At 37.3% G+C, this 21495-nt stretch carries 19 protein-coding genes; 17 read left to right on the top strand and 2 right to left on the bottom strand.

The window, feature by feature from the left end; all coding sequences use genetic code 11:
- Positions 1-234: 234 nt before the first annotated feature.
- The 10 genes from V7147_RS04870 to V7147_RS04825 all read left to right on the top strand — a co-directional run bounded on the left by V7147_RS04870 (position 235) and on the right by V7147_RS04825 (position 11005).
- Positions 235-1803 carry a glutathione ABC transporter substrate-binding protein gene (locus V7147_RS04870; RefSeq protein ID WP_335366736.1) on the top strand — a complete coding sequence of 523 codons (1569 nt, stop codon included), beginning with the start codon at positions 235-237 and terminating at the stop codon, positions 1801-1803.
- An 83-nt stretch (positions 1804-1886) separates the two neighbouring features.
- Positions 1887-2810: a nickel ABC transporter permease gene (nikB, locus tag V7147_RS04865; RefSeq protein ID WP_335366735.1), complete on the top strand. Its 924-nt coding sequence runs from the start codon at positions 1887-1889 to the stop codon at positions 2808-2810.
- 12 nt (positions 2811-2822) lie between these two features.
- Positions 2823-3719, top strand: coding sequence for an ABC transporter permease (locus tag V7147_RS04860; RefSeq protein ID WP_335366734.1), 897 nt, complete (start codon positions 2823-2825; stop codon positions 3717-3719).
- 14 nt (positions 3720-3733) lie between these two features.
- Complete coding sequence (locus V7147_RS04855) at positions 3734-4723, top strand: ABC transporter ATP-binding protein (RefSeq protein WP_335366733.1); 990 nt, start codon at positions 3734-3736, stop codon at positions 4721-4723.
- Positions 4716-5684: an ABC transporter ATP-binding protein gene (locus V7147_RS04850; protein WP_335366732.1), complete on the top strand. Its 969-nt coding sequence runs from the start codon at positions 4716-4718 to the stop codon at positions 5682-5684. Before V7147_RS04855 ends, V7147_RS04850 begins: the two co-directional genes overlap by 8 nt.
- A 90-nt stretch (positions 5685-5774) precedes the next feature.
- Positions 5775-6650, top strand: coding sequence for a sugar phosphate isomerase/epimerase family protein (locus tag V7147_RS04845; protein WP_335366731.1), 876 nt, complete (start codon positions 5775-5777; stop codon positions 6648-6650).
- Positions 6651-6685: 35 nt separating this feature from the next.
- The gene (locus tag V7147_RS04840) at positions 6686-7747 is read left to right on the top strand and encodes a Gfo/Idh/MocA family protein (RefSeq protein ID WP_335366738.1); all 1062 of its coding nucleotides are present in this window, start codon (positions 6686-6688) and stop codon (positions 7745-7747) included.
- A complete protein-coding gene (locus tag V7147_RS04835; RefSeq protein ID WP_335366730.1) occupies positions 7748-8635 on the top strand; it encodes a sugar phosphate isomerase/epimerase family protein in 888 nt (295 codons plus the stop codon).
- Between the two features lie 164 nt (positions 8636-8799).
- Complete coding sequence (locus tag V7147_RS04830) at positions 8800-9954, top strand: ROK family transcriptional regulator (protein WP_335366729.1); 1155 nt, start codon at positions 8800-8802, stop codon at positions 9952-9954.
- A 31-nt stretch (positions 9955-9985) separates the two neighbouring features.
- A complete protein-coding gene (locus V7147_RS04825; RefSeq protein ID WP_438824547.1) occupies positions 9986-11005 on the top strand; it encodes an asparaginase in 1020 nt (339 codons plus the stop codon).
- Positions 11006-11071: 66 nt separating this feature from the next.
- On the opposite strand, the gene V7147_RS04820 is transcribed toward V7147_RS04825, so the two are convergent.
- Complete coding sequence (locus V7147_RS04820) at positions 11072-11308, bottom strand: IDEAL domain-containing protein (RefSeq protein ID WP_335366727.1); 237 nt, start codon at positions 11306-11308, stop codon at positions 11072-11074.
- 136 nt (positions 11309-11444) lie between these two features.
- Here V7147_RS04820 and V7147_RS04815 point away from each other — a divergent pair, with 136 nt between their 5' ends.
- Positions 11445-11657: a hypothetical protein gene (locus V7147_RS04815; RefSeq protein ID WP_335366739.1), complete on the top strand. Its 213-nt coding sequence runs from the start codon at positions 11445-11447 to the stop codon at positions 11655-11657.
- A gap of 185 nt (positions 11658-11842) precedes the next feature.
- Positions 11843-12394, top strand: a complete 552-nt coding sequence (locus V7147_RS04810; RefSeq protein ID WP_335366726.1) for a competence protein ComK — start codon at positions 11843-11845, stop codon at positions 12392-12394.
- Positions 12395-12458: 64 nt separating this feature from the next.
- Here the strand turns inward: V7147_RS04810 and V7147_RS04805 are convergent, their stop codons facing one another.
- Positions 12459-12824 carry a hypothetical protein gene (locus tag V7147_RS04805; RefSeq protein WP_335366725.1) on the bottom strand — a complete coding sequence of 122 codons (366 nt, stop codon included), beginning with the start codon at positions 12822-12824 and terminating at the stop codon, positions 12459-12461.
- Between the two features lie 163 nt (positions 12825-12987).
- Here V7147_RS04805 and V7147_RS04800 point away from each other — a divergent pair, with 163 nt between their 5' ends.
- The 5 genes from V7147_RS04800 (at position 12988) to V7147_RS04780 (ending at position 21486) form a co-directional block, all read left to right on the top strand.
- Positions 12988-14979, top strand: a complete 1992-nt coding sequence (locus V7147_RS04800; protein ID WP_335366724.1) for a S9 family peptidase — start codon at positions 12988-12990, stop codon at positions 14977-14979.
- Between the two features lie 148 nt (positions 14980-15127).
- Positions 15128-15748, top strand: a complete 621-nt coding sequence (locus tag V7147_RS04795; RefSeq protein WP_335366723.1) for a TVP38/TMEM64 family protein — start codon at positions 15128-15130, stop codon at positions 15746-15748.
- Positions 15749-15894: 146 nt separating this feature from the next.
- Complete coding sequence (gene lepB / locus V7147_RS04790) at positions 15895-16455, top strand: signal peptidase I (RefSeq protein WP_335366722.1); 561 nt, start codon at positions 15895-15897, stop codon at positions 16453-16455.
- A gap of 150 nt (positions 16456-16605) precedes the next feature.
- Positions 16606-19848, top strand: coding sequence for a BTAD domain-containing putative transcriptional regulator (locus V7147_RS04785; protein ID WP_335366721.1), 3243 nt, complete (start codon positions 16606-16608; stop codon positions 19846-19848).
- Between the two features lie 432 nt (positions 19849-20280).
- Positions 20281-21486 (top strand): substrate-binding domain-containing protein, encoded by a 1206-nt coding sequence (locus V7147_RS04780; protein WP_438824546.1) that lies wholly within the window; start codon positions 20281-20283, stop codon positions 21484-21486.
- Positions 21487-21495: the final 9 nt, after the last annotated feature.

Here is a 21495-nt window from a genome sequence, read left to right as displayed (position 1 = left end):
TAACAATTAATTTCACCAGTGGAGAAATTAATTGTTATTATAACTAATATTTCACCTATATATTAAATATTTTAGGCATTTATTAACCTGGTGAAAATAAATAGAGGTGGCATGTTTAATCGTATTAACTTATGAAGAGTTGATACGAGGAAATTTACCATATTTTATTCAGGGAACAAAATCAATAATTCTATCATGTAAAGTCCTGAAAAGAAAAATAAAGGGGGAAAATTAATGAGTAAATCAAAGTATTGGAAAGTATTGCTACTAGTAGTTTTGTCTGCAGTGTTATTTGTTGGATGTTCTAGTAAAGAAAGTGGGGGTGAAAAGGAGGAGAACGGTAAGAAGGTTGAGCAAGAATTGGTGATCGCGGTAAATGAAAACTTTATTTCTATGGATCCACATAATACAGGGGATACCAATTCTAACTCGGTGCAGTCAGCTATGCTTGAGGGATTACTAGGATCTGACGAGGAAGGAAAAATTATTAAACAACTCGCCGAGGATTACAGTATAAGTGATGACGCTTTAGTTTACACATTCAAGTTACGTCAAGGAGTAAAATTCCATGATGGTGAAGAATTTAATGCTGAGGATGTTAAAGCAAACTTCGAAAGAATCATAAATGATGATAGTCTTCGCCTTAATAGTCGGGGATTTAATCTCATTACGAATATTGAGATTTTAAGTGATTATGAAATAAAAGTAACTTTAAAAGAGCCTTATGCTGGTATGTTAACAAGGTTTGTCTCAGCAAAAATCCTTAGTCCTAAGGTTTTGGAGGCTGGAAGTGAGGAAATTGGAAAAAAACCCGTTGGTACTGGACCATTTAAATTTGTTGAATGGGTACAAGGGGACCATTTAACAGTTGAACGTTTCGATGAGTACTGGGATAAAAAAGACCGCGTAGAGAGAATTACATATAAGCCAGTTCCTGAGAATGGATCACGAGTAGCGATGTTAAAAACGGGGGAAGCCCATGTAATTTATCCATTACCAAGTCAAAATATTAAGGAATTAGAAGGTAATAAGGATGTAGAGGTTCAAAAAATACCATCTACAATTGCTCGTTATGTATCTATTAATACTATGAAAGAGCCTTTTGACGATGTTCGTGTTCGACAAGCTCTAAACTATGCGGTTAGTAAAGATGCATTTATAAGCGTAGTTAATGCAGGATTTGGGTTACCACTAGACTCCATTATTCCAAATAAAACACTTCATTATGAGAAACAAGAAGTATATGAACAAGATATTGAAAAGGCAAAGAAACTACTAAAAGAGGCTGGGTTAGAAGATGGCTTTAAAGCGGAAATCTGGGGTAATACAAATTCGGATACGATGAAAGGTATGCAGTTTATTCAACAACAGTTAAAAGAAATTGGTGTAGATGTTGAAATTAAATCAATGGAAGAAGGTACGCTTTCGGATGAGATTTACGGGGCACAAACACCTGAGGATACGAAGTTACAAATGTGGTACGTAAGCTGGTCTGCTTATCCTTCTGATACAACAAATGCTACGAAACCATTATTCTATGGCGGTTCATTCCCGCCGAATGGTGCAAATACTGCATATTACAAAAACGATCAAGTTGATAAATGGATTGAAGAAGTGAATACAACACCAGATGAAAGCAAACAAACAGCAATTTATAGTGATATTCAAGCAACAATCTATAATGATGCACCGTGGATTTTCCTAGGTGTAGATGAAATTTTAGCAGGAAAGAGAGCAAATGTAGAAGGTGTATTTATTTCACCAACAGGTGGAATTAACGTCCTAGACGCAAACCTAAAGTAAGTAGAAAACGTATGTCGTAAAAAAGAAGTGGAGGGATGCGAATCCCGAAGCTTCTTTCCTTCCTAAGAAAGGGGTTTTCAATAATGCTCCAGTATATCATTAAACGAATTTTTGAAATGATACCCATCTTATTCATTGTTTCAATATTAATCTTCTTTTTTACACATTTAATTCCGGGAGATCCAGCACGACTAGTTGCGGGAAAAGACGCTACTTTAGAAGAAGTTGAAATTATTAGAGCTGAGCTAGGGCTGGATAAGCCAATCTGGGAACAATATGTTACATATATGGGCAATCTATTCCAAGGTGATCTAGGAACATCCCTTAAAACAGGATTACCTGTAATGGATATGTTTGCAGATCGAATTATGCCATCTATTTATTTGACAATGTTTAGTATGGTATGGGCGTTAATTATAGGATTATTAATAGGTACTCTATCGGCTGTTTATAAAAATAAATGGCCAGATTATTTCGGTATGGTTACTGCTGTATCAGGTATTTCATTGCCAGGCTTTTGGTTGGGTTTACTCCTAATACAAATTTTTTCGGTAAAGCTAGGATGGCTCCCAACTGGTGGAATTGATGGATGGAAAAGCTATATTTTACCTTCGTTAACTCTCGGTGCGGGAATCATGTCGATGCTCGCACGTTTTACAAGATCCTCCTTGCTAGATACTTTAAAGGCAGACTTTATTCGAACTGGGCGGGCAAAAGGGTTAAAAGAATCTGTTGTCATTCCTAAGCACGCATTACGAAATTCATTAATTCCAGTTGTTACAATTGCTGGACTTCAATTTGGATTCTTATTAGGAGGTTCGGTAGTTGTAGAAACAGTATTTAGTTTTCCGGGTATGGGGCGGTTATTAATTGATTCGATTGCGTTTAGAGATTATCCGGTTATACAAGCTGAATTATTACTATTTTCAATTGAGTTTATTCTTGTAAATTTGTTAGTAGATATTCTTTATAGTTTTCTAAATCCCAAAATTCGCTATGTATCGTAAAGGAGGATCGGCATGGAAGTATCGAAAGAAGTACCTAATTTGATAACAGTCAGTAATGGAAAACAATATTCTCGAATTAAAGAGTTTTGGAAGAATTGGAAAAGGCAAAAGACTGCTCTCTGGGCAAGCTTCTTTATTCTACTATTAATTATTATTGCGATTATTGGTCCTTACATTGCACCTTACGATCCATATGAGCCAAATTATAATGAAGTTTTACAAGGACCTAGTATGGAACATATAGCAGGAACGGATGAATATGGACGCGATATTTTTAGTAGATTATTAGCGGGTGCCAGAATCTCATTAAGTGTAAGCTTTTCATCTGTATTGCTAGGTGCCATTGGTGGAACAATTTTAGGACTGATTAGTGGGTACTTTGGAGGTTGGTTAGACCGAATTATCATGAGGTCAAGTGATGTCCTTTTTGCTTTTCCGGATATATTGCTGGCTATTGCAATTATTGCTATCTTAGGTCCTGGATTAAAAAATGTGGTCATAGCAGTTGGTGTATTTAGTATTCCTTCTTTTGCAAGGTTAGTAAGGGGTTCTACCCTAGAAGGAAAAGAAACGCTTTTTGTTGAAGCGGCAAAATCAATTGGTGCCTCACATTTTAGAATTATGTTTAAACACATTTTTCCTGAAACCGCAGGTAGCTTAATTGTTTTTATCTCGATGAGAATTGGTACAGCGATTTTGGCAGCCTCAAGTTTAAGTTTTCTTGGTTTAGGGGCTAGTCCAGAAACACCAGATTGGGGAGCAATGCTAAGTCTCGGGCGTGATTATCTGGGTACATCCTCACATGTAGTCATGATGCCGGGAATAGCCATTTTTTTAACAGTTTTAGCCTTTAATCTTGTAGGTGATGGTCTAAGAGATGTGTTGGACCCAAAAACAAAGAATGAATAAGGAGTTTGAAGAGGATGGAAAAGCTGCTACAAGTCAAAAAACTTGAAACTGAATTTACAAAAGATAAACAAAAAATAAAAATTCTCCATGGGGTTACCTTTCACATAAATAAAGGAGAGGTTCTTGGGTTAGTTGGAGAGTCCGGTAGTGGCAAAAGCTTAACGTCATTATCCATCATGAAACTCTTTAAGGGTACTAGTGGAGGGATAAGCCAAGGAACCATTCAATTTCATGAAGAAGAATTAACAACCAAATCAGAAAGTGAAATGAGAAGGATTCGTGGAAAGCAAATAGCAATGATTTTTCAAGAACCGATGACCTCGTTAAACCCTGTAATGAAAATCGGGGAACAATTGTCAGAGCCCATACGTATTCATTTAGGATTAAATGATAAGCAGGCTAAAAAACATGCAATTTCGATTCTAAAAAAGGTAGGAATTCCACGTGCTGAAGAAATTCTGTATGAATATCCGCATCAATTATCAGGTGGAATGCGACAAAGAATCATGATTGCAATGGCCATCTCCTGTAACCCGGAACTTTTAATCGCAGATGAGCCGACAACCGCCCTTGATGTAACAATACAAGCGCAAATATTGGATTTAATAAAACAATTAAAGCAAAGAGAGAATATGTCTGTTTTATTAATTACCCACGACTTAGGTGTCGTTGCTGAAATGTGTGACCGTGTAGTTGTAATGTATTCGGGAAGGGTTGTTGAAGAGGCCGACGTTTTTGATTTATTTGAAAGTCCGAAGCATCCCTATACAAAAGGTTTAATTGGTTCAGTTCCTAAGATTGGTCAAAAAAAGGATAGGCTTGATTCAATAAAGGGGAATGTTCCTGATCCTAGCAATCTTCCAAAAGGGTGTAAATTTTCGCCAAGATGTAAAGATGCGATGCCGATTTGCTCTGAGAAAGAGCCACCAGAATTCATTTTAGAAAATGGCAGAACCTGTAGCTGTTGGCTATACAACGAGGAGAGGGGGGGCATTCGTGTCTAATACTCTTTTAAAAGTATCTGGATTGAAAAAGTCATTTTCTATTCCAGGTGGGATGTTTGAGAAAAAGAAGTCATTAAAAGCAGTTCATGATGTGTCGTTTATGATTCAAGAAGGAAAAACATTTAGTCTGGTAGGAGAAAGTGGATGTGGGAAGTCGACAACCGGAAGACTAATTTCACGATTAATTCAACCGAACAAGGGTGAAATTTGGATTGATGGGGAGGAAATCTCACAAAAAAAAGAAACACAATTAAAAGCAATCAGAAAAAAGGTTCAAATGATATTCCAAGATCCATATGCTTCGTTAAATCCAAGAATGAAGGTTCGTGACATTGTAGGAGAACCACTAGTCATTCATACAAAATTATCAAGGGTAGAACGAAACAAACTAGTTTCAGAAATGCTAGAAATCGTTGGATTAGGTGAATATCATGCAGATAGATATGCCCATGAGTTCAGTGGTGGACAACGGCAACGGATTGGAATTGCCCGAGCCCTTATTATGAGGCCAAAGCTAATTATTGCAGATGAGCCAGTCTCAGCATTAGATGTTTCAATCCAATCACAAATATTAAATCTATTAAAAGATTTACAACGGGAATTTCACTTAACATATTTGTTTATTTCCCATGATTTAAGTGTAGTTGAGCACATCAGTGATCATATTGGAGTTATGTATCTCGGGACGATTGTGGAGTCTGGCCCAAAAGAGACTATCTTTTCAAACCCACAGCATCCTTATACAAAGGCTCTACTGTCTTCTATCCCAATTCCGGATCCGAGGTTAAGAAGGGAACGGATTATATTACAGGGGGACTTACCAAGTCCCGTAAATCCTCCGTCAGGTTGTAGATTTCATACACGTTGTCCAATTGCAATGGATATTTGTAGAGTAACAGAGCCTCCTGCAAAAAATGGTGGTACGTCAGAACACTATGTTGCTTGTCATTTAGTAGAATAGCAAGGTTGTAAATTAGTTTTTTTGAAGAAACTTAAATTCTCAGATTATGCTGGGACTATTTTATCGATTAATATAATAGGAGTGATAACTATGAAGGTTGGATTAAGTACATATAGTTTAGTAAAAGAGCTTAGAGAAGGAACGATGACTGTTTTAGATGTCGTACAATGGGTAGCGGACAATGGTGGTGAGCACGTTGAATTAGTTCCATATGGATATACAGTAGTTGATAATATTGAATTAGCCGATCAAATTAAAGAAAAAGCAGCGTCCGTGGGAATTGAGTTATCAGCTTATTCTTTACCTGCAAATTTTGTTCAAGAAACTGAAGAAGCTTTTTTTGAGGAAGTGGAACGCCTTAAAAAGCATGTCGATATCGTTAATCGTTTAGGAATTAAAATTATGCGTCATGATGTAACAGCTTTTACCTTGCCGAAAGAGCATATGACCATTCATTATTTTGATGAACATTTTTCAAAATTAGTAAAAGGTAGCCAGTTGGTCGCTGATTATGCTGCACAATATGGCATTACGACAACAATAGAAAACCATGGCTTTAATGTTCAGTCCAGTGATCGTGTTCAGCGGGTGATTCACGCAGTAAATCGTGAAAATTTCAAGACAACACTTGATGTTGGCAACTTCCTTTGTATTGATGAGGAACCTCTTGTCGGAGTTAAGAAAAATATCAAATATGCTGCTACTGTTCATTTTAAAGATTTCTATATTCGTCCGTATTACGAAAATCCAGGTGATGGAGTTTGGTTTAGGACAGTGAATGAAAATTATTTGCGAGGTGCAATCGTCGGTCATGGTGACATAAATATTCGTGAGATTATTAAACTAGTTAAAAACTCGGGATATGATGGGTACCTAACGGTTGAATTTGAGGGAATGGAAGATTGTAAGGTTGGATCTAAAATTGGTATGGACAATGTGAGGAGATTATGGAACGAAGTACAATAAATGCTGGAAAACTGTCTGGAAAGGATGGAATAGATGTGGATAAATTACGAGTATGTGTGATTGGAACAGGATCAATTTCTGATATGCATTTACAAGCTTATGCGAATAACTCTAACGCAATTCTATACGGTGTATATGACTATTCAAAAGAAAGAGCCGAAGCAAAGGCAGAACAATATGGTATAAATCGTGTTTTTAGTAGCCTTGAGGAAGTGTTTCATGATCCCGAAGTTGATGCTATCAGCATTTGTACGTGGAATAATACTCACGCAGATATTTCAATTGGCGCCCTCAAAGGTGGTAAACACGTACTAGTAGAAAAACCTTTATCAATGAATGTGGAAGAGGCATTAAAGGTAGAAGAAGCAGTTCGACAATCAAATAAAATTTTGCAAGTAGGGTTTGTACGAAGGTTCGCGACAAATACAAAGGTATTGAAATCCTTTATTGATAATGGCAAATTAGGAGAAATTTATTATGCTAAAGCATCATGTTTACGTCGTTTAGGAAATCCTGGTGGATGGTTTGCAGATAAAGAACGCTCAGGGGGTGGGCCGTTGATTGACCTTGGTGTTCATATTATTGATATTTGTTGGTATTTAATGGGGCGTCCTAAGGTGAAGTCAATATCCGGGCATACCTATCATATGCTAGGTAATCGCGGTAATATTGAAGGGTTAAGCTTTTATAAAGCCGCCGACTATGATAAAGATAAGAATACGGTTGAAGATATGGCTAACGCACTTATTACATTTGAAAATGGTGCTTCTTTAATGGTCGACGTTTCCTTTACGCTTCATGCGAAAAAGGATGAAATTCAAGTAAAGCTGTTCGGTACAAAAGGTGGAGCAGAACTAGAGCCTGAGTTAATGTTGGTAAGTGAAGAAAATAATACAATGGTAAATATTCACCCGCAAATCGATCATTTAACATTTGATTTTAAAAATTCTTTCCAAAATGAAATTGATTCCTTTGTAACAAGCTGTTTATTAGGAACAAAACCAGTTGCCCCTGTAGAGGATGGTGTTGAAATTATGAAAATCCTTGCAGGTATTTATGAAGCTTCAGAAAAGAAAAGTGTGGTGAAATTTTCATAAATGGAGCAGGTAAAAATAACTAACAAAGTCGGAATCATTGTGGATAGTTTGAGATTACCACTTTGGGAAGGGCTAAAAGTTGCAAAAGATATGGGTGCTAACGGTGTCCAAATCTATGCAGTTGATGGAGAAATGGCGCCTGAAAATCTAAGTTCCTCAGCTCGAAAGGAACTGAAAGCTTATATTTCATCATTAGGATTGGAGATATCCGCATTATGTGGTGACTTAGGTGGACACGGTTTTCAAGACCACCAGCAAAATTCGAAAAAAATTGAAAAATCAAAGCGGATATTAGACCTTGCAGTTGAATTGGGTACAAATATTGTTACAACACACATCGGTATTGTACCTGAAAACAAGGACAGCAGTATTTATGAAGCGATGCAAAAAGCCTGCGATGAACTGGGGATTTATGCAAAGAGTATGAACGCATATTTCGCAATTGAAACAGGACCAGAAACATCTGTTAGATTAAAATCTTTTCTAGACAGCTTAAGTACAAATGGAGTTTCTGTCAATTTTGACCCTGCTAATATGGTCATGGTGACAGGTGATGATCCAGTTGAAGGGGTGAAACTTTTAAAGGATTATATTGTCCACACCCACGTAAAGGATGGGATACAAATTAAACCTGTTGACCCGCGGGATGTATATGGTGCTCTTGGTTATGGGGAAGGTACAGATCATGAACAGATTGCCCTAATGGTTGCTTCTGGAGAGTTTTTTAAAGAAGTACAACTAGGTAAAGGTTCTGTTGACTTCCGGAAGTATTTTGAAGCATTAAATGAGATTGGATACAATGGTTATTTAACAATTGAACGTGAAGTGAAAACGAACCCTGTCAGGGATATCTCTATGGCAGTTGAGTTTATAAAAAGCTTTAAGTAATTTAAAAGACAGGCAAGAATTAATTTATTAAAGTACCCTAATGTTGAGTTGTTTTACAATTCAACATTGGGCCCACATTTAACAAATGATGTTTGTTCTTCCACTGGGAGTATAAACATGATTTCTTAAATGATTATTAAATAAGATAAAAAGAGGGTTAAAAGATGGAAAAACAAGACCAGCTATTAATGAAAAAACAAAATAAGAATTTAGTTCTTGAAATCATAAAAAACCAATCTCCGATTTCAAGAATGGAAATTGCCAAAATAACTGGGATGAGTCCCACTACAATTACAAGAATTGTAAGCGAGTTACATATACAAGGGTTTGTAAGAGAGACAGAACTTGTTACTTCGGGGGTAGGAAGGAGAGCAACACTACTTGAAATATGTGGTGATGTTTTATACACAATTGGGATAGAGCTGGATAAAGCAATTATTAAAATTGGCATTGTGAACTTTAATGGGGAAATTGTTGCTTGGGAAAGTGTTTCAAGGGAGGAATCAGAAAAATATGAGGAAACAATGGAAAAGGTTATATTTTTTATGAAAGACCTTATTAGCCAACATCAAATTCCATTAGAAAAGTTTATTGGAGTAGCTGTCGGTCTTCCAGGTTTAATAGATTACCAAAATGGTGTCGTAAAAGTGTCAGATCAGCTTAAATGGAAAAATGTAAGTTTGGCATCGGACCTAAGTGAAAATACTGGCTTTGATGTGATCATTGACAATGAATTGAAAATGAAAATTGTGGCTGAAAATTATGTTGGAAAGGCAAAAGATTCACAAAATGCTGTTCTAGTGGGAATAGGTTCAGGTATTGGTTCAGCCATTATTTTAAATGGCCAAATACATAGGGGAGAGTCTAATAATGCCGGAGAGATTGGTCATACAGTATTGGATCCAACTGGTAATGTGTGCAAATGTGGGAAGATTGGCTGCTTAGCAACCTATATATCAGAAGGGGCAATTGTGTCAGATGCAAGAAAAGTAAAGGACATAACAAGTATAGAAGATGTGTTTAACTCTTATCGTCATGGTGAATCATGGGCAGTTAATATCATGGATAGAACCACAACATATATCGCACTTGCGATAAGCAACATATTATGCCTATATGATCCAGAGGTGATCGTTTTAAGTGGGAGTACCATTCAAAAATTCCCAGAAATAAAAGAAGCGATTGTAAAGAAATTGAACTTATTTATTTGGGAGCCTATAAAAGAAAAAGTAAGAATTGTCTACTCTGAGTTGAGTGATCGTGGAGTAGTGTTGGGGGCAGCTATCCAAGCACAGCATATGCTTCTAAATCTAGAATAGTTGATGAAAATCAATGGATACTGAGAAAGGAATGAAGACCGTGAATTTTAACATATTGGTTGAAGAGACAAGGGCTGGATTACTAGAAAATGTACATATCGGAATGGTTTGTGGTGTAAATAAAAAAATGAATGTCGAGTATCTATTGGGGGATTCAGAGCATTATACTTACTTTAGATCTTCAGCAAAGCCAATACAAGCATTACCAGTATTTCTTTCAAATATAATTACCAAATATGGCTTAACTAACGAAGAGACGGCAATGTTTTCAGCTTCTCATCGTGGAGAGTCGTATCATATTAATGCTCTCGAATCAATGTTACAGAAATTACCTATAAAAGAGGAAGAACTGTATTGTCCTCCCTCATATCCATTAAATACAGAACCAAGAGAAGAAATGCTAAGAAAAGGAATGGAGAAAAGAAGGATTTATCATAATTGCACAGGAAAGCATATGGGTTTCCTAGCCGTATGTCGTGAAATGGGGTATTCAATTGGAGAGTATTGGAAAGTTGATCACCCACTTCAACAAAAAATACTACATATACTTTCACTCCTATCTGAGTTCCCAATATCGAAGATTAAAATAGGAATTGATGGATGCGGTGTTCCAGTATATGGAATCCCACTTAAAAATATGGCAATCACCTATCTCAAATTTGCCAATCCAGATTTAATCGATGACCCCAATTTACAAAAGGCTGTCATCGAAATGACAAACATAATGAATGAGTTTCCCAAAATGGTAGCGTCTAAGCGGTTTATTTGTACAACGTTGTTAGAAGATTACAATATCGTAGCAAAGGGTGGAGCTCAGGGTGTCTATTGCTTTGGACTAAAAAAAGAGGGACTAGGCTTTGCTTTAAAAGTAGCCAATGGTTCTGAAGATAATTGGCCCGTTATTGTAGCAACTATTCTCGAACAAATCGGTTATTCAAATAAACAAACAATCACTAGATTAAGAGATTTGAAGCCTTCAGTTATAAAAAATGATGCAGGGCTTGAAGTAGGTACGATTAAAGCCTCGTTTGAACTTCAGGCACTTTCTTAGGGTAACGAGATACTCATGAAAAAACTGGCTAACTTTTGTTAGTCAGTTTTTTTACGTAAAATAATTCTACATCGTTTTACTAAACAACTTCCGGTATTCTGCTGATGCTTTCATAAACAAACCTTCATTTCTGGCATCAATCGCTTCATTCACCTTTTTTTCCAAAAGCTCTTTTTTTCGCTTAAATAGGCTCTCATCAATAATCATTTGAATATATATGTCTAATACCGATTCCCTAGGTGATTTAATTGTTTTCTTATCTCGTGATTTCATGATCTCAGAGTTGGTTTTTCTATTTTTCATGAAAGCTCACCCCTAAACCTTTTTAATAGTATATTTAGGTGAGTAAAGATAATAAACCGAATTTTTTGACTCTTCAAAAATTTATTTGGAATACTCAACCTTTTTGTANNCATGATAGTAATGGAGGTGGAAAAAAATGAAAGGTTTAAATGAGCATTCAAACAACGATATCCCAATGAATACACCATTAAATCCAGTTTTTGGGATGTCAAACGCACTTGATACAAATAATCCTTTTCTTTCGGAATCTGTCTATGCGGGCAATTCGATTGATGAGCATACGACATTAGAACAAGCGAACGCATACTTAGCCGAAAAAGAACTTGGTCAAATTAATGAAAACTCATAGCAAACAGGGATGTGGAATTCTTTTAAAGATGCTCTTAGTAAAGAGCATTTTAAAAAGAATTCCATTTTTTTTGTGAACAATTTGTGGACGATTTGTGAAATTTATAGTTATAAATACCTATTAATGCTATTATGGAAATGCTTTCATTAATTTAAAAATTAAAATAATTTAAAGGGGATGAATAAATGAAAGTGAAGAATACAAATTATTTAGTGGAATATGAGATTAACCCAGATACAATGGCGGTACTCCCAATTGAAGTAGGAAATAATACCTGTTCAAGGATACTCGAAGTAGAAGGTGAATACGTAGTCGCCATGAAGCCTACTGAGATTGTCGACCGAAGCTGCCGTTATTTTGGAAGTTCACTTAAAGGCAGGCAAGAAGGAACGCGTGAAATTATGGGTGTGACACATAAGGCTCCGATCATTGTAGAGGCCTCCAATAAGATTTTTCTATTTCCGACCGCTTCTCCAACAAAACAAGACTGTGCGTGGCTTTCGCATAATTATGTTTCGGATTGCGAGTATAGTCTACACGAAAAAACAACCGTTATTTTTACAAATAAGCAAGCGATTCAACTGCAAATCTCGAAGGGCTCCTTCCAAAACCAACTCCATAGAACTGCACAGCTTCGGACGATTGTTACCAATCGAATGGATAAACCGAGCAAACGAATTAATTTTGTATTAAATCCTCAACCCAACGAAAGCTTACCTAATAAATCTGATATCTAACCCAAAAAATTAAAAAGGACTATTGAAAAATGATTGTTTTTCCCTGCCCTACATTTGTCATATGCTACTCACTGGCGCTTTTTTCGATAAAATAAGATTCAAGCAGCTGCTGAACTTCATTTCGAATCCGTGGGTTAAAGTAGTTATGCTCCTCCTCATAGCCTCGATACATGAATGAAAATAGAGTAAATGCCTCATCTCTCTGTTTTTCCCATATCTTCATATTTTTCTTTTTCATTTGTTGTTTGATTGAGTAGAGGTCTTTTTGAACTTTCTTCATTGTATGTTCAAGCAAATGAAGATACGGCTTTTTTAACTTAAGGCCAGCAGTTTCTATTGCTGAAAGATCACGATTAAGAATGGTAAGAACCATTGGTAAAAAGATGGCTTTTTCAAAAATATCACGGTCATCCTCAGGTATTCTTGTCATGATTATCCCTCTTTCAAGAACAAATGTTTGTATATATAATAAGATATTTTTTTAGAAGAATCAAGAATGGAGAAGGAAAAAGTATTTCTAGTGTCGAAATACTTTTAAGTGGAGTAGAAGTATCATTTTACTTTGACAATATTGTAATAAAGGCGGGAGAAGGATGACAGAGAAAAAGCGCAGAGGAATTGTTACAGAAGATTTGTATGAATTAAAAACGGTCAATGATCCACAATTTTCTCCAGATGGGCAAAGCTTTGTGTTTGTGGAAACAGAAATTAATAAAGAAAAGCATGAATATAACTCACACTTATATGTTGGAACTGTTGATGGAAAGGTCACACAGTGGACTTTTGGGGATGTTCGAGATGGATCACCACGTTGGTCTCCCGATGGAGAAACGGTCGCGTTTGTATCAAATCGTTCAGGAAAACAACAAATTTATATGATGAATGCAAACGGCGGTGAGCCGAAGCAAATTACATATTGTGTGAATGGTGCCAGAAATCCGATTTGGTCACCGGATGGCTCAAAAATCTTATTTGCAACTTCATTAGCTCCTGATGAAATTATTATGGATAAGGAAAAGAAGAAAACAGATGAAGATGAGAAGAAGCTTGAACCAATGGTTGTTGATCGAATTCGTTATAAATCCGATGCAGCAGGATTTTTAGATAATAAAAATCAACATCTTGCAGTACTTGACGTTGTTTCTGGTGAAATGGAGCAGTTGACATCAGGTGAACATGATTATACAGCAGGCGGTTGGTCACCGGATGGAACGAAAATCACATTCGTAGGTGATATTAGCGAGGATTCAGATTATAATTTAACCTCTGATGTATATGTGATGTCAGTAAAAGATAAAAGTTATCAAAAGATTACGGGCAGTACCGGTAACTTTGGCTTACCATCATGGTCACCAGATGGTAAATATATTGCGATTATCGGGCATGAACAGGAATTTTCAGGTGCAACATTGCCGAAAATCTGGCTACATACAGTTGATAGTTCCGAATTAACTTGCTTAACGGGCGAACTCGATGCTTATGTTGGAGATTGTGTTGCTGCAGATTTTCAATTAGGCGGTTCAAATCCCGGAGTTATCTGGAATGACGATAGTAGAAGTTTTTATTTCTTATTATCTAACCACGGCAGTACAGGAGTTTATTATGGCTCTGTTGAAGGCGAGGTATATCCGTCTTTATTTGAAAATCAACATGTATTCGCATTAACGGTAAAAAGTCATAAGGCAGTGGTTGGCATTAGTACACCAACTGAGCCTGGGGATCTCTATCACTTGGATTTAAGTACTGGTGAATTGAATCGAATAACAAATGTAAATGAAGCCTTTTTACAAGACATTGAATTATCTGAGGCAGAGAGCTTTACATTCAATGCTCCTGATGGCTGGGAAATTAATGGTTGGGTAATGAAGCCATTTGGCTATGAGGAAGGTAAAAAATATCCGACCATTATTGAAGTGCATGGTGGTCCTCATGCGATGTACGCAAATACATATTTTCATGAGTTTCAAGTGTTAACAGGCAAAGGTTTTGTTGTAGTCTTTACGAATCCCCGTGGAAGTCATGGTTATGGTCAGCAATTTGTTGATGCTGTTCGAGGTGACTATGGTGGAAAGGATTATTTAGATGTCATGGCAGCTACAGATTATGCAGTCGAGAATTTTGATTTTGTTGATGAAACAAAGCTTGGTGTCACCGGTGGTAGCTATGGTGGTTTCATGACAAATTGGATTGTTGGTCATACTAATCGATTTAAAGCTGCGGTCACTCAGCGTTCAATTTCGAATTGGCTTAGCTTTTATGGGGTTAGTGATATTGGATACTTCTTTACTGAATGGGAGCTAAAAGGGAATCTACTTGAACATGCCGAGAAACTATGGGATCATTCACCATTAAAATATGTGGGAAATGTGGAGACACCTTTATTGATTATCCATGGGGAGCGCGATTTCCGTTGTCCTATCGAACAGGCAGAACAGTTCTATGTGGCGCTGAAACATCAAAAGAAACCAACAAAATTTGTTCGTTTCCCAGGTAGCAATCATGAATTATCAAGAAGTGGGAATCCAAAATTAAGATTATCGCGTCTAAACCATATTAAAGACTGGTTTGTAGAATATTTAGTATAAGAATAAAAAGGCACTAGTAATCACTAGTGTCTTTTTCTATTCATTTTAAGTGAAAAATATTTTTGGTAGGAATGCCCATATGGGTGTACAATATGAAGTAAGATAAATTTACCGCATCCGCTAAGGGATTATTTTCGAGGAGATACCTATGGACATTGAAACGATCAAAGAACTTATTACATTGCAAAATATTGAAGAATTGTTAAGTGAATACCGATCATTTGGTCCATTGCCTGGAATTGTTCTTCCAATGCTAGAAGCGTTTCTCCCGTTTCTGCCTCTGGTTGCATTTGTTGTTGCCAATGCAAATGCGTTTGGACTTTGGCTTGGATTTTTATATTCATGGATAGGAGCCATTGGTGGATCTTTGCTTGTCTTCTTCCTAGTTCGTAAATACGGTCAAAAACGATTTTTTTCATTTATCAGTCGCCATAAAAAAGTAAAAAGTCTTATTAACTGGGTTGAAAGGCACGGATTTGGACCTTTGTTTCTCCTATTATGCTTTCCTTTCACCCCATCTGCGGCGATAAATTTAGTAGCGGGGCTATCGAGGGTAAGTACCCCTCAATTTGTTTTAGCTGTTTTAAGTGGAAAATTAGTAATGATATTCACCATTAGCTTCATAGGCTATGATATACGAGCTCTTTTTCAACAGCCAGTTCGAACCATTATTGTGGTTATCATTATATTCGTGCTTTGGATTGTCGGAAAAAGAGTAGAAGCATGGTTAAAGGTAAAGCCTACTCTCCTTAAGGAGGATGAGGCTTAACTTTATTCAGATTTGACTGAATAAAGTTAAGCCTCCGGCGGATGCCACAGATTTTCAAAGGAAACTTTTCGAGCAAGCTCGAAAAAATCTGGGCGCAAATACGCCAAGGCGTATTTGATTACCATAAGTTGAAGGGTGGAGTTGGAATGGAGGAAACCTCAGCGAAGAAGAAGCAAAACTTTTCTTTTATTAAATCTTTAGGAATCAGTCTCATCATTGTAGTATTTCTGAGAACCTTTTTTTTTACAAACTACATAGTTGAAGGCGAATCAATGATGCCAACCCTTGAGGACGGTAACCTTTTGATGGTTAACAAGATTGGGATGAAAATAGGGGAGCTTGAACGCTTTGATATCGTTGTATTTCATAAAAATAAAGAAGAGGATTTTGTAAAGCGAGTCATCGGATTGCCTGGGGATTATATTGAGTATCGGGATGACGTGCTTTATGTAAATGGGAAAAGTGTTCCTGAACCATACCTAGACAAATTTAAAGAAGAAATATTCTTTGGACAATTAACAGGCGACTTCACTCTTGAAGAAGTGGCAGGGGAATCGACCGTACCGGAAAATCATATTTTCGTTATTGGCGATAATCGCCTAGATAGCTGGGATAGCCGACATTTTGGGTTTGTAAAAATAGAACAGGTTGTTGGAAAGGTTAACATTAAATACTGGCCATTCGATAAAATGGAATTATTACTTTAAGTATAAAACTCGAAAATAAATAACATTGTCAAGGAACTCTACCGAAATTCGAGTTCTTTTTGGCTTGGATATGATAAAATAATAGCAATATTATGAATTAACTTGGTGTAAATACGAAGAGGCGCATTTCATACGAAGGGAGGTTATGGGATGGGGACTAAGATACAAGTTCTACAAACAAAAATAACTCCACCGAATATAAAGGACATCATCTTACGAAGACCTTCTTTAATGAAGAAAATGAAAACGATTCCAAAATATCCACTAACGATCCTGCATTCTGGAGCAGGTTACGGAAAAACCACTGCACTTGCATCCTTTATTCATGATCAGATAAATACGTCATGTTGGTATAGCGTAGGAATAAATGATGACGATATTATACCTTTTTTAACATATGTAGTCTATGCGATTCGAAAAAATCACCAGGGTTTCGGAACGGAACTACTTCTTTATGTTGAAAATATTGAACGGTATGTACGGGATGAAGAAATAAGAACACTTTGCTCGCTGTTTATCAATGAGATAACGGTACTTAATCAGACTGTTATGCTTGTCATTGATGATTATCATTTGATTCAGCATTCTTCCTCAATTGACCACTGGATGACATGGCTAATACAACATCTACCAATGAATTTAAATCTTGTTATCTCAAGTCGGTTAAAACCAAATTGGGATTTTCTAACTTCGATGATGCTGAAGGGAGAACTTCTTGAACTTAAACAGCGAGACCTCATGTTTTCGTTTGATGAAGTGGAAGTTCTCTTAAGTGATTTATATGAGGGGGATATACCTGATCAAGATATTAAGAAAATCTTTTCATTAACAGAAGGATGGATTATTGCGATTGGAATGATTCGAGGACAGCTTTCCTCTGATGGAGGGTTGGAGGCAATTCTCAATAATAAATCGAAATCACTGGATGAATTATTTCGCTTCCTGGCAATGGAAGTGTTTATGAAGCAACCGCCAATGATTCAACAATTTCTTGAGAATACCTGTATTTTCGATGAATTAAACGGAAAAGTATGTGATGAAGTTTTAGGAATTAGAAGCTCGGCTGAAATGTTAAAAGAGCTTTCTGATCATAATCTCTTTTTACTCTCAATTGGGGAAGGCCAATACCGCTACCATGCGTTGTTTAAGGAGTTTTTGGAGCAGCGCCTTTCCTCGACAAATGAACGGCATTTTTATAATCTTCATATTCAAACTGCTCGATATTATCAAAGATTAGGAGATTTTAATCAAGCAATCTACCATCTTGAGGCAACCCATGATTTTGAAAGAATAGCAGAAATCCTCCACCATTATGGGGAGAAAATGATTCAAAATGGGCAGCTTGAAGGTCTGCTTGATCGGATTAAATATATCCCTGAATTACTTATGAACCATTATTATCTACTATGGCTTTATAAAGGAGAAGCATTGAGATACCGTTGTTCCTATAAGGAGGCTGAGGAATGTTACATAAAAACCATTCACTTTGCTAAATCTGCAAGAGATCTAGTGGGATTAAGCAAAGCTTATGAGGGACAAGCGAAAATATATCTTGATACAATCCAGCCAGGTAAAGCTGAGCGATATTTATTAGAGGCGATTGAAGCACTTGAAGCAAATGAAGCTTCCTCAAGTGAAGACAAAAGTAGAGTATATCAATTAATGGCTGAAAATCTAGCCAATGCAGGACAGGCAAATAAAGCAAAAAAGTGGTTTGAAAAAGGACGCGAGGTCAATATTCCGCTTATAGATGGAAATTTAGAATCAAGATTATATTTGCGGACCGGAAAGCTAGTTGAAACGAAAAAAATTCTGTCCCAAAAGAAAGTAATTGAAAAAGATCATAAAACGGTCCATCTACAGCAATCCCACCGTGAAACAGATTTATTGTTATCGTTAATTGAGTCCTTTATGGGGAATGGGCAAGCCGCCAAAGAACTAGCTGAATCAGGAATTAAACAGGGAGTTCAATTTCAGGCACCATTTGTTGAAGCATGCGGCTGGATGCGCATGGGACATGCGGTGCAATTACTCGATAAATATGACGCCTCACTTGCAACAAAATGCTATGAAACGGCACTCGAAATTATGGATGAAATAAACGTTGCAAGAGGGAAGGCAGAGCCATTAATGGGTTTATGCATTCTATACGGAAACAGAGGCATATATGATCGTGCCATTGAATTTGGAAATAAGGCCTTGGAGGAAACAGAAAAGGTAAAGGATGCCTGGCTATCAGCACTTATTTTACTTTGTATGGGTATTTCTTCAGTTCATAATGAAAAATGGGAGGATGCGAATACATATTTAAAAAGATGTGAAGCCTTGTTTGAAGATTGTGGTGATCAATATGGGATTGTCTTAACACAGCTTTGGTTAGCATTTCTCCACTATCACCGGAAAGAAAAAGCCGCATTTAACGAAGCCATTGCTAGTTTTCTTAAAAAAATGCAGGTTGGAGGCTATGATTTTATTCTCACGAAACGCACTACTTTCGGTCCGTTAGATTTATATAATGTTGTTCCATTGTTACTCGATGCACAGAAGGAAGGAATTCATCTTCCATATGTAAATCAGCTTCTAAATAATTTGGGTTATTCAAATATTACGTCCCATCCTGGCTACACATTAAGAATCCAAACATTAGGTAGATTCCGAGTGTGGCTCGGCAGCCAAGAGGTGGAGGAGTCTGGTTGGCAGCGTGGAAAGGCTAAGGAATTACTTGAGTTTTTTGTTACAGTTCGAAATTCCATGGTTGCTCGAGAAGAAATATATGCTACCCTCTGGCCGGAACATGACGAGGCTGCTGCTGCAAGAGATTTTAAGGTAGCATTAAATGCCTTAAATAATGCATTAGAGCCAAACCGAGTAGCAAGATCTACACCGTTTTTTATAGGGCGGATTGGCTCTTCCTATGGACTTAATCAACAAGCCGGCTATCAGCTTGATATTATTGAGTTTGAAGAATGGGTACATGCAGGCTTGCATGAGAAGGATACAGAGCAGATTATTAAATGTTTAAGACGGGCATTGGAGTTTTATGAAGGGGATTATTTACCAAATCGTAGATATGAAGATTGGTGTTTAAGTGAAAGGGAGAGACTTCAAGTATTGTTTTTACGTGGTGCTGAACGGATCGCACAATGCTTTGTGCAAACGGAGAAGTTTGATGAAGCCATTTATTGGTGTGAACAAATTCTAGCTAAGGACCGAACATGGGAGGAAGCATATCGCTTGCTGATGTTCTGTTATTATCATAAAAACAACCGCCCTCAAGCTATCAAATGGTACAAAAAATGTGTATCAGCATTGGAAGACGAACTTGGTGTTGACCCGATGCAGCCAACAAAACAAATGTACGAAATGGTCCTTCAAACATCTAGAATTGAATAACTATCAAGGTTGAGATTACAGAAAAAGTGGTCTCAGCCTTTTTATTTGTCTAGCGCAAACAGCCTAGCCCCGCGAGGTCACAAGCCAATCGGTTCCGAAGGCAAAGAGCGCATTCTGTCAGCGCTCATTTTGTGCTTGTCGGACTTGCACAGGAAAAGGAAAGCTTCGACAGCATAATTATTGCACGAAGAAAATGCATGGCATTTTCGAGGAAGTGCTGACATCGACGTTTGCCACAGGACGTGGCAGTAGTTAGTCGATGTTCCTCTGTCAAGGCGCTTGCGCTTTTCTTAATATTGTAACTCAGTTGTAACTAGCCTCAAGTAGGATGAATGCACGGAGCTTTTACAGTTTCAAGATCAAAAGGGGGAAGGAAAATTGAAGAAATTCTCATTTCGTAAAATGCTTTTCTTAAGCCTGCTTGCCGTGCTAATGGTTGTTGCGGCAGCATGTAGTTCAGGATCTTCAACTACGGAAGAAGAGAAACCAAGCGCAGGTGATTCAGACAAACCAGCAGAAGAAACAAAAGCAAAGGATCCAATCAAAATCGGGGTACTTGCCTCATTAAGTGGTGGACTTGAATCATACGGTAAACAATCGACACAAGGGTTTGAACTAGGTCTTGAATATGCTACAGAAGGAACAATGAAAGTAAATGGACAAGAAATTCAATTTATTGTAGAGGACACTGAAACAAAACCTGAGGTTGCAATCCAAAAAGCAACTAAATTAATTGAAGAAGACGGAGTAGATTTCCTAGTCGGATCTTCAAGTTCAGCGGATACCTTGGCCGTTCTTCCGCTAGCAGAGGAATATGAAAAAATCATGATTGTTGAACCAGCTGCTGCAGATAGTATTACAGGTGCTGACTGGAACGAATACATTTTTAGAACGGCTCGTAACTCCTCACAGGATGCGGTTGCAGGAGCAGCGGCAATTGCAAAAGAAGGTGTGAAAATTGCAACACTCGCTCCTGATTATGCATTTGGTCGTGATGGAGTCGCTGCATTCAAAGAAGCCGCTGAAAAATTAGGTGCTGACATTATCCATGAGGAATATGCAGATCCAGCAGCAACTGACTTTACATCGAATATCCAAAAGATAATTGAAGCAAAACCTGATTATTTATTCGTTGTTTGGGCGGGTGCAAACTCACCATGGAACCAAATCGCAGATATGAAGGTTCAAGAAAATGGTATTAAAATCTCGACAGGTGCGCCAGATATCCCAGCACTTGCTACAATGGATGCGTTAGTTGGAATGGAAGGATTCACAGTTTACTATCATCAGCTTCCTAAAAACGAGATTAACGATTGGTTAGTTGAAAAACATAAAGAAAAATTCAAAGGAGAGGTTCCTGACCTATTTACTCCAGGTGGTATGACTGCTGCATTAGCGATAGTTGAAGCGATTAAAAAGACAAATGGCGACACGAATGCAGATAAGCTAATTGAAGCAATGGAAGGCATGAGCTTTGATACGCCAAAAGGCAAAATGACTTTCCGCGAAGATGATCATCAAGCACTTCAAACTTTATATGCGATTCGCCTAGAAAAGGTTGATGGTGTGGATTATCCAGTTCCAGTCTTAATGAGAGAGTTAAGTCCGGAGGAAACAGCTCCACCAGTTCGCAATTAACGTTATAAA

This window comes from Bacillus sp. JJ1521, assembly GCF_036965165.1.
GTDB lineage: Bacteria > Bacillota > Bacilli > Bacillales > Bacillaceae_L > Ferdinandcohnia.
Note: the sequence above shows the minus strand (reverse complement) of the source record. Positions and strands in the feature narration are given on the sequence as shown.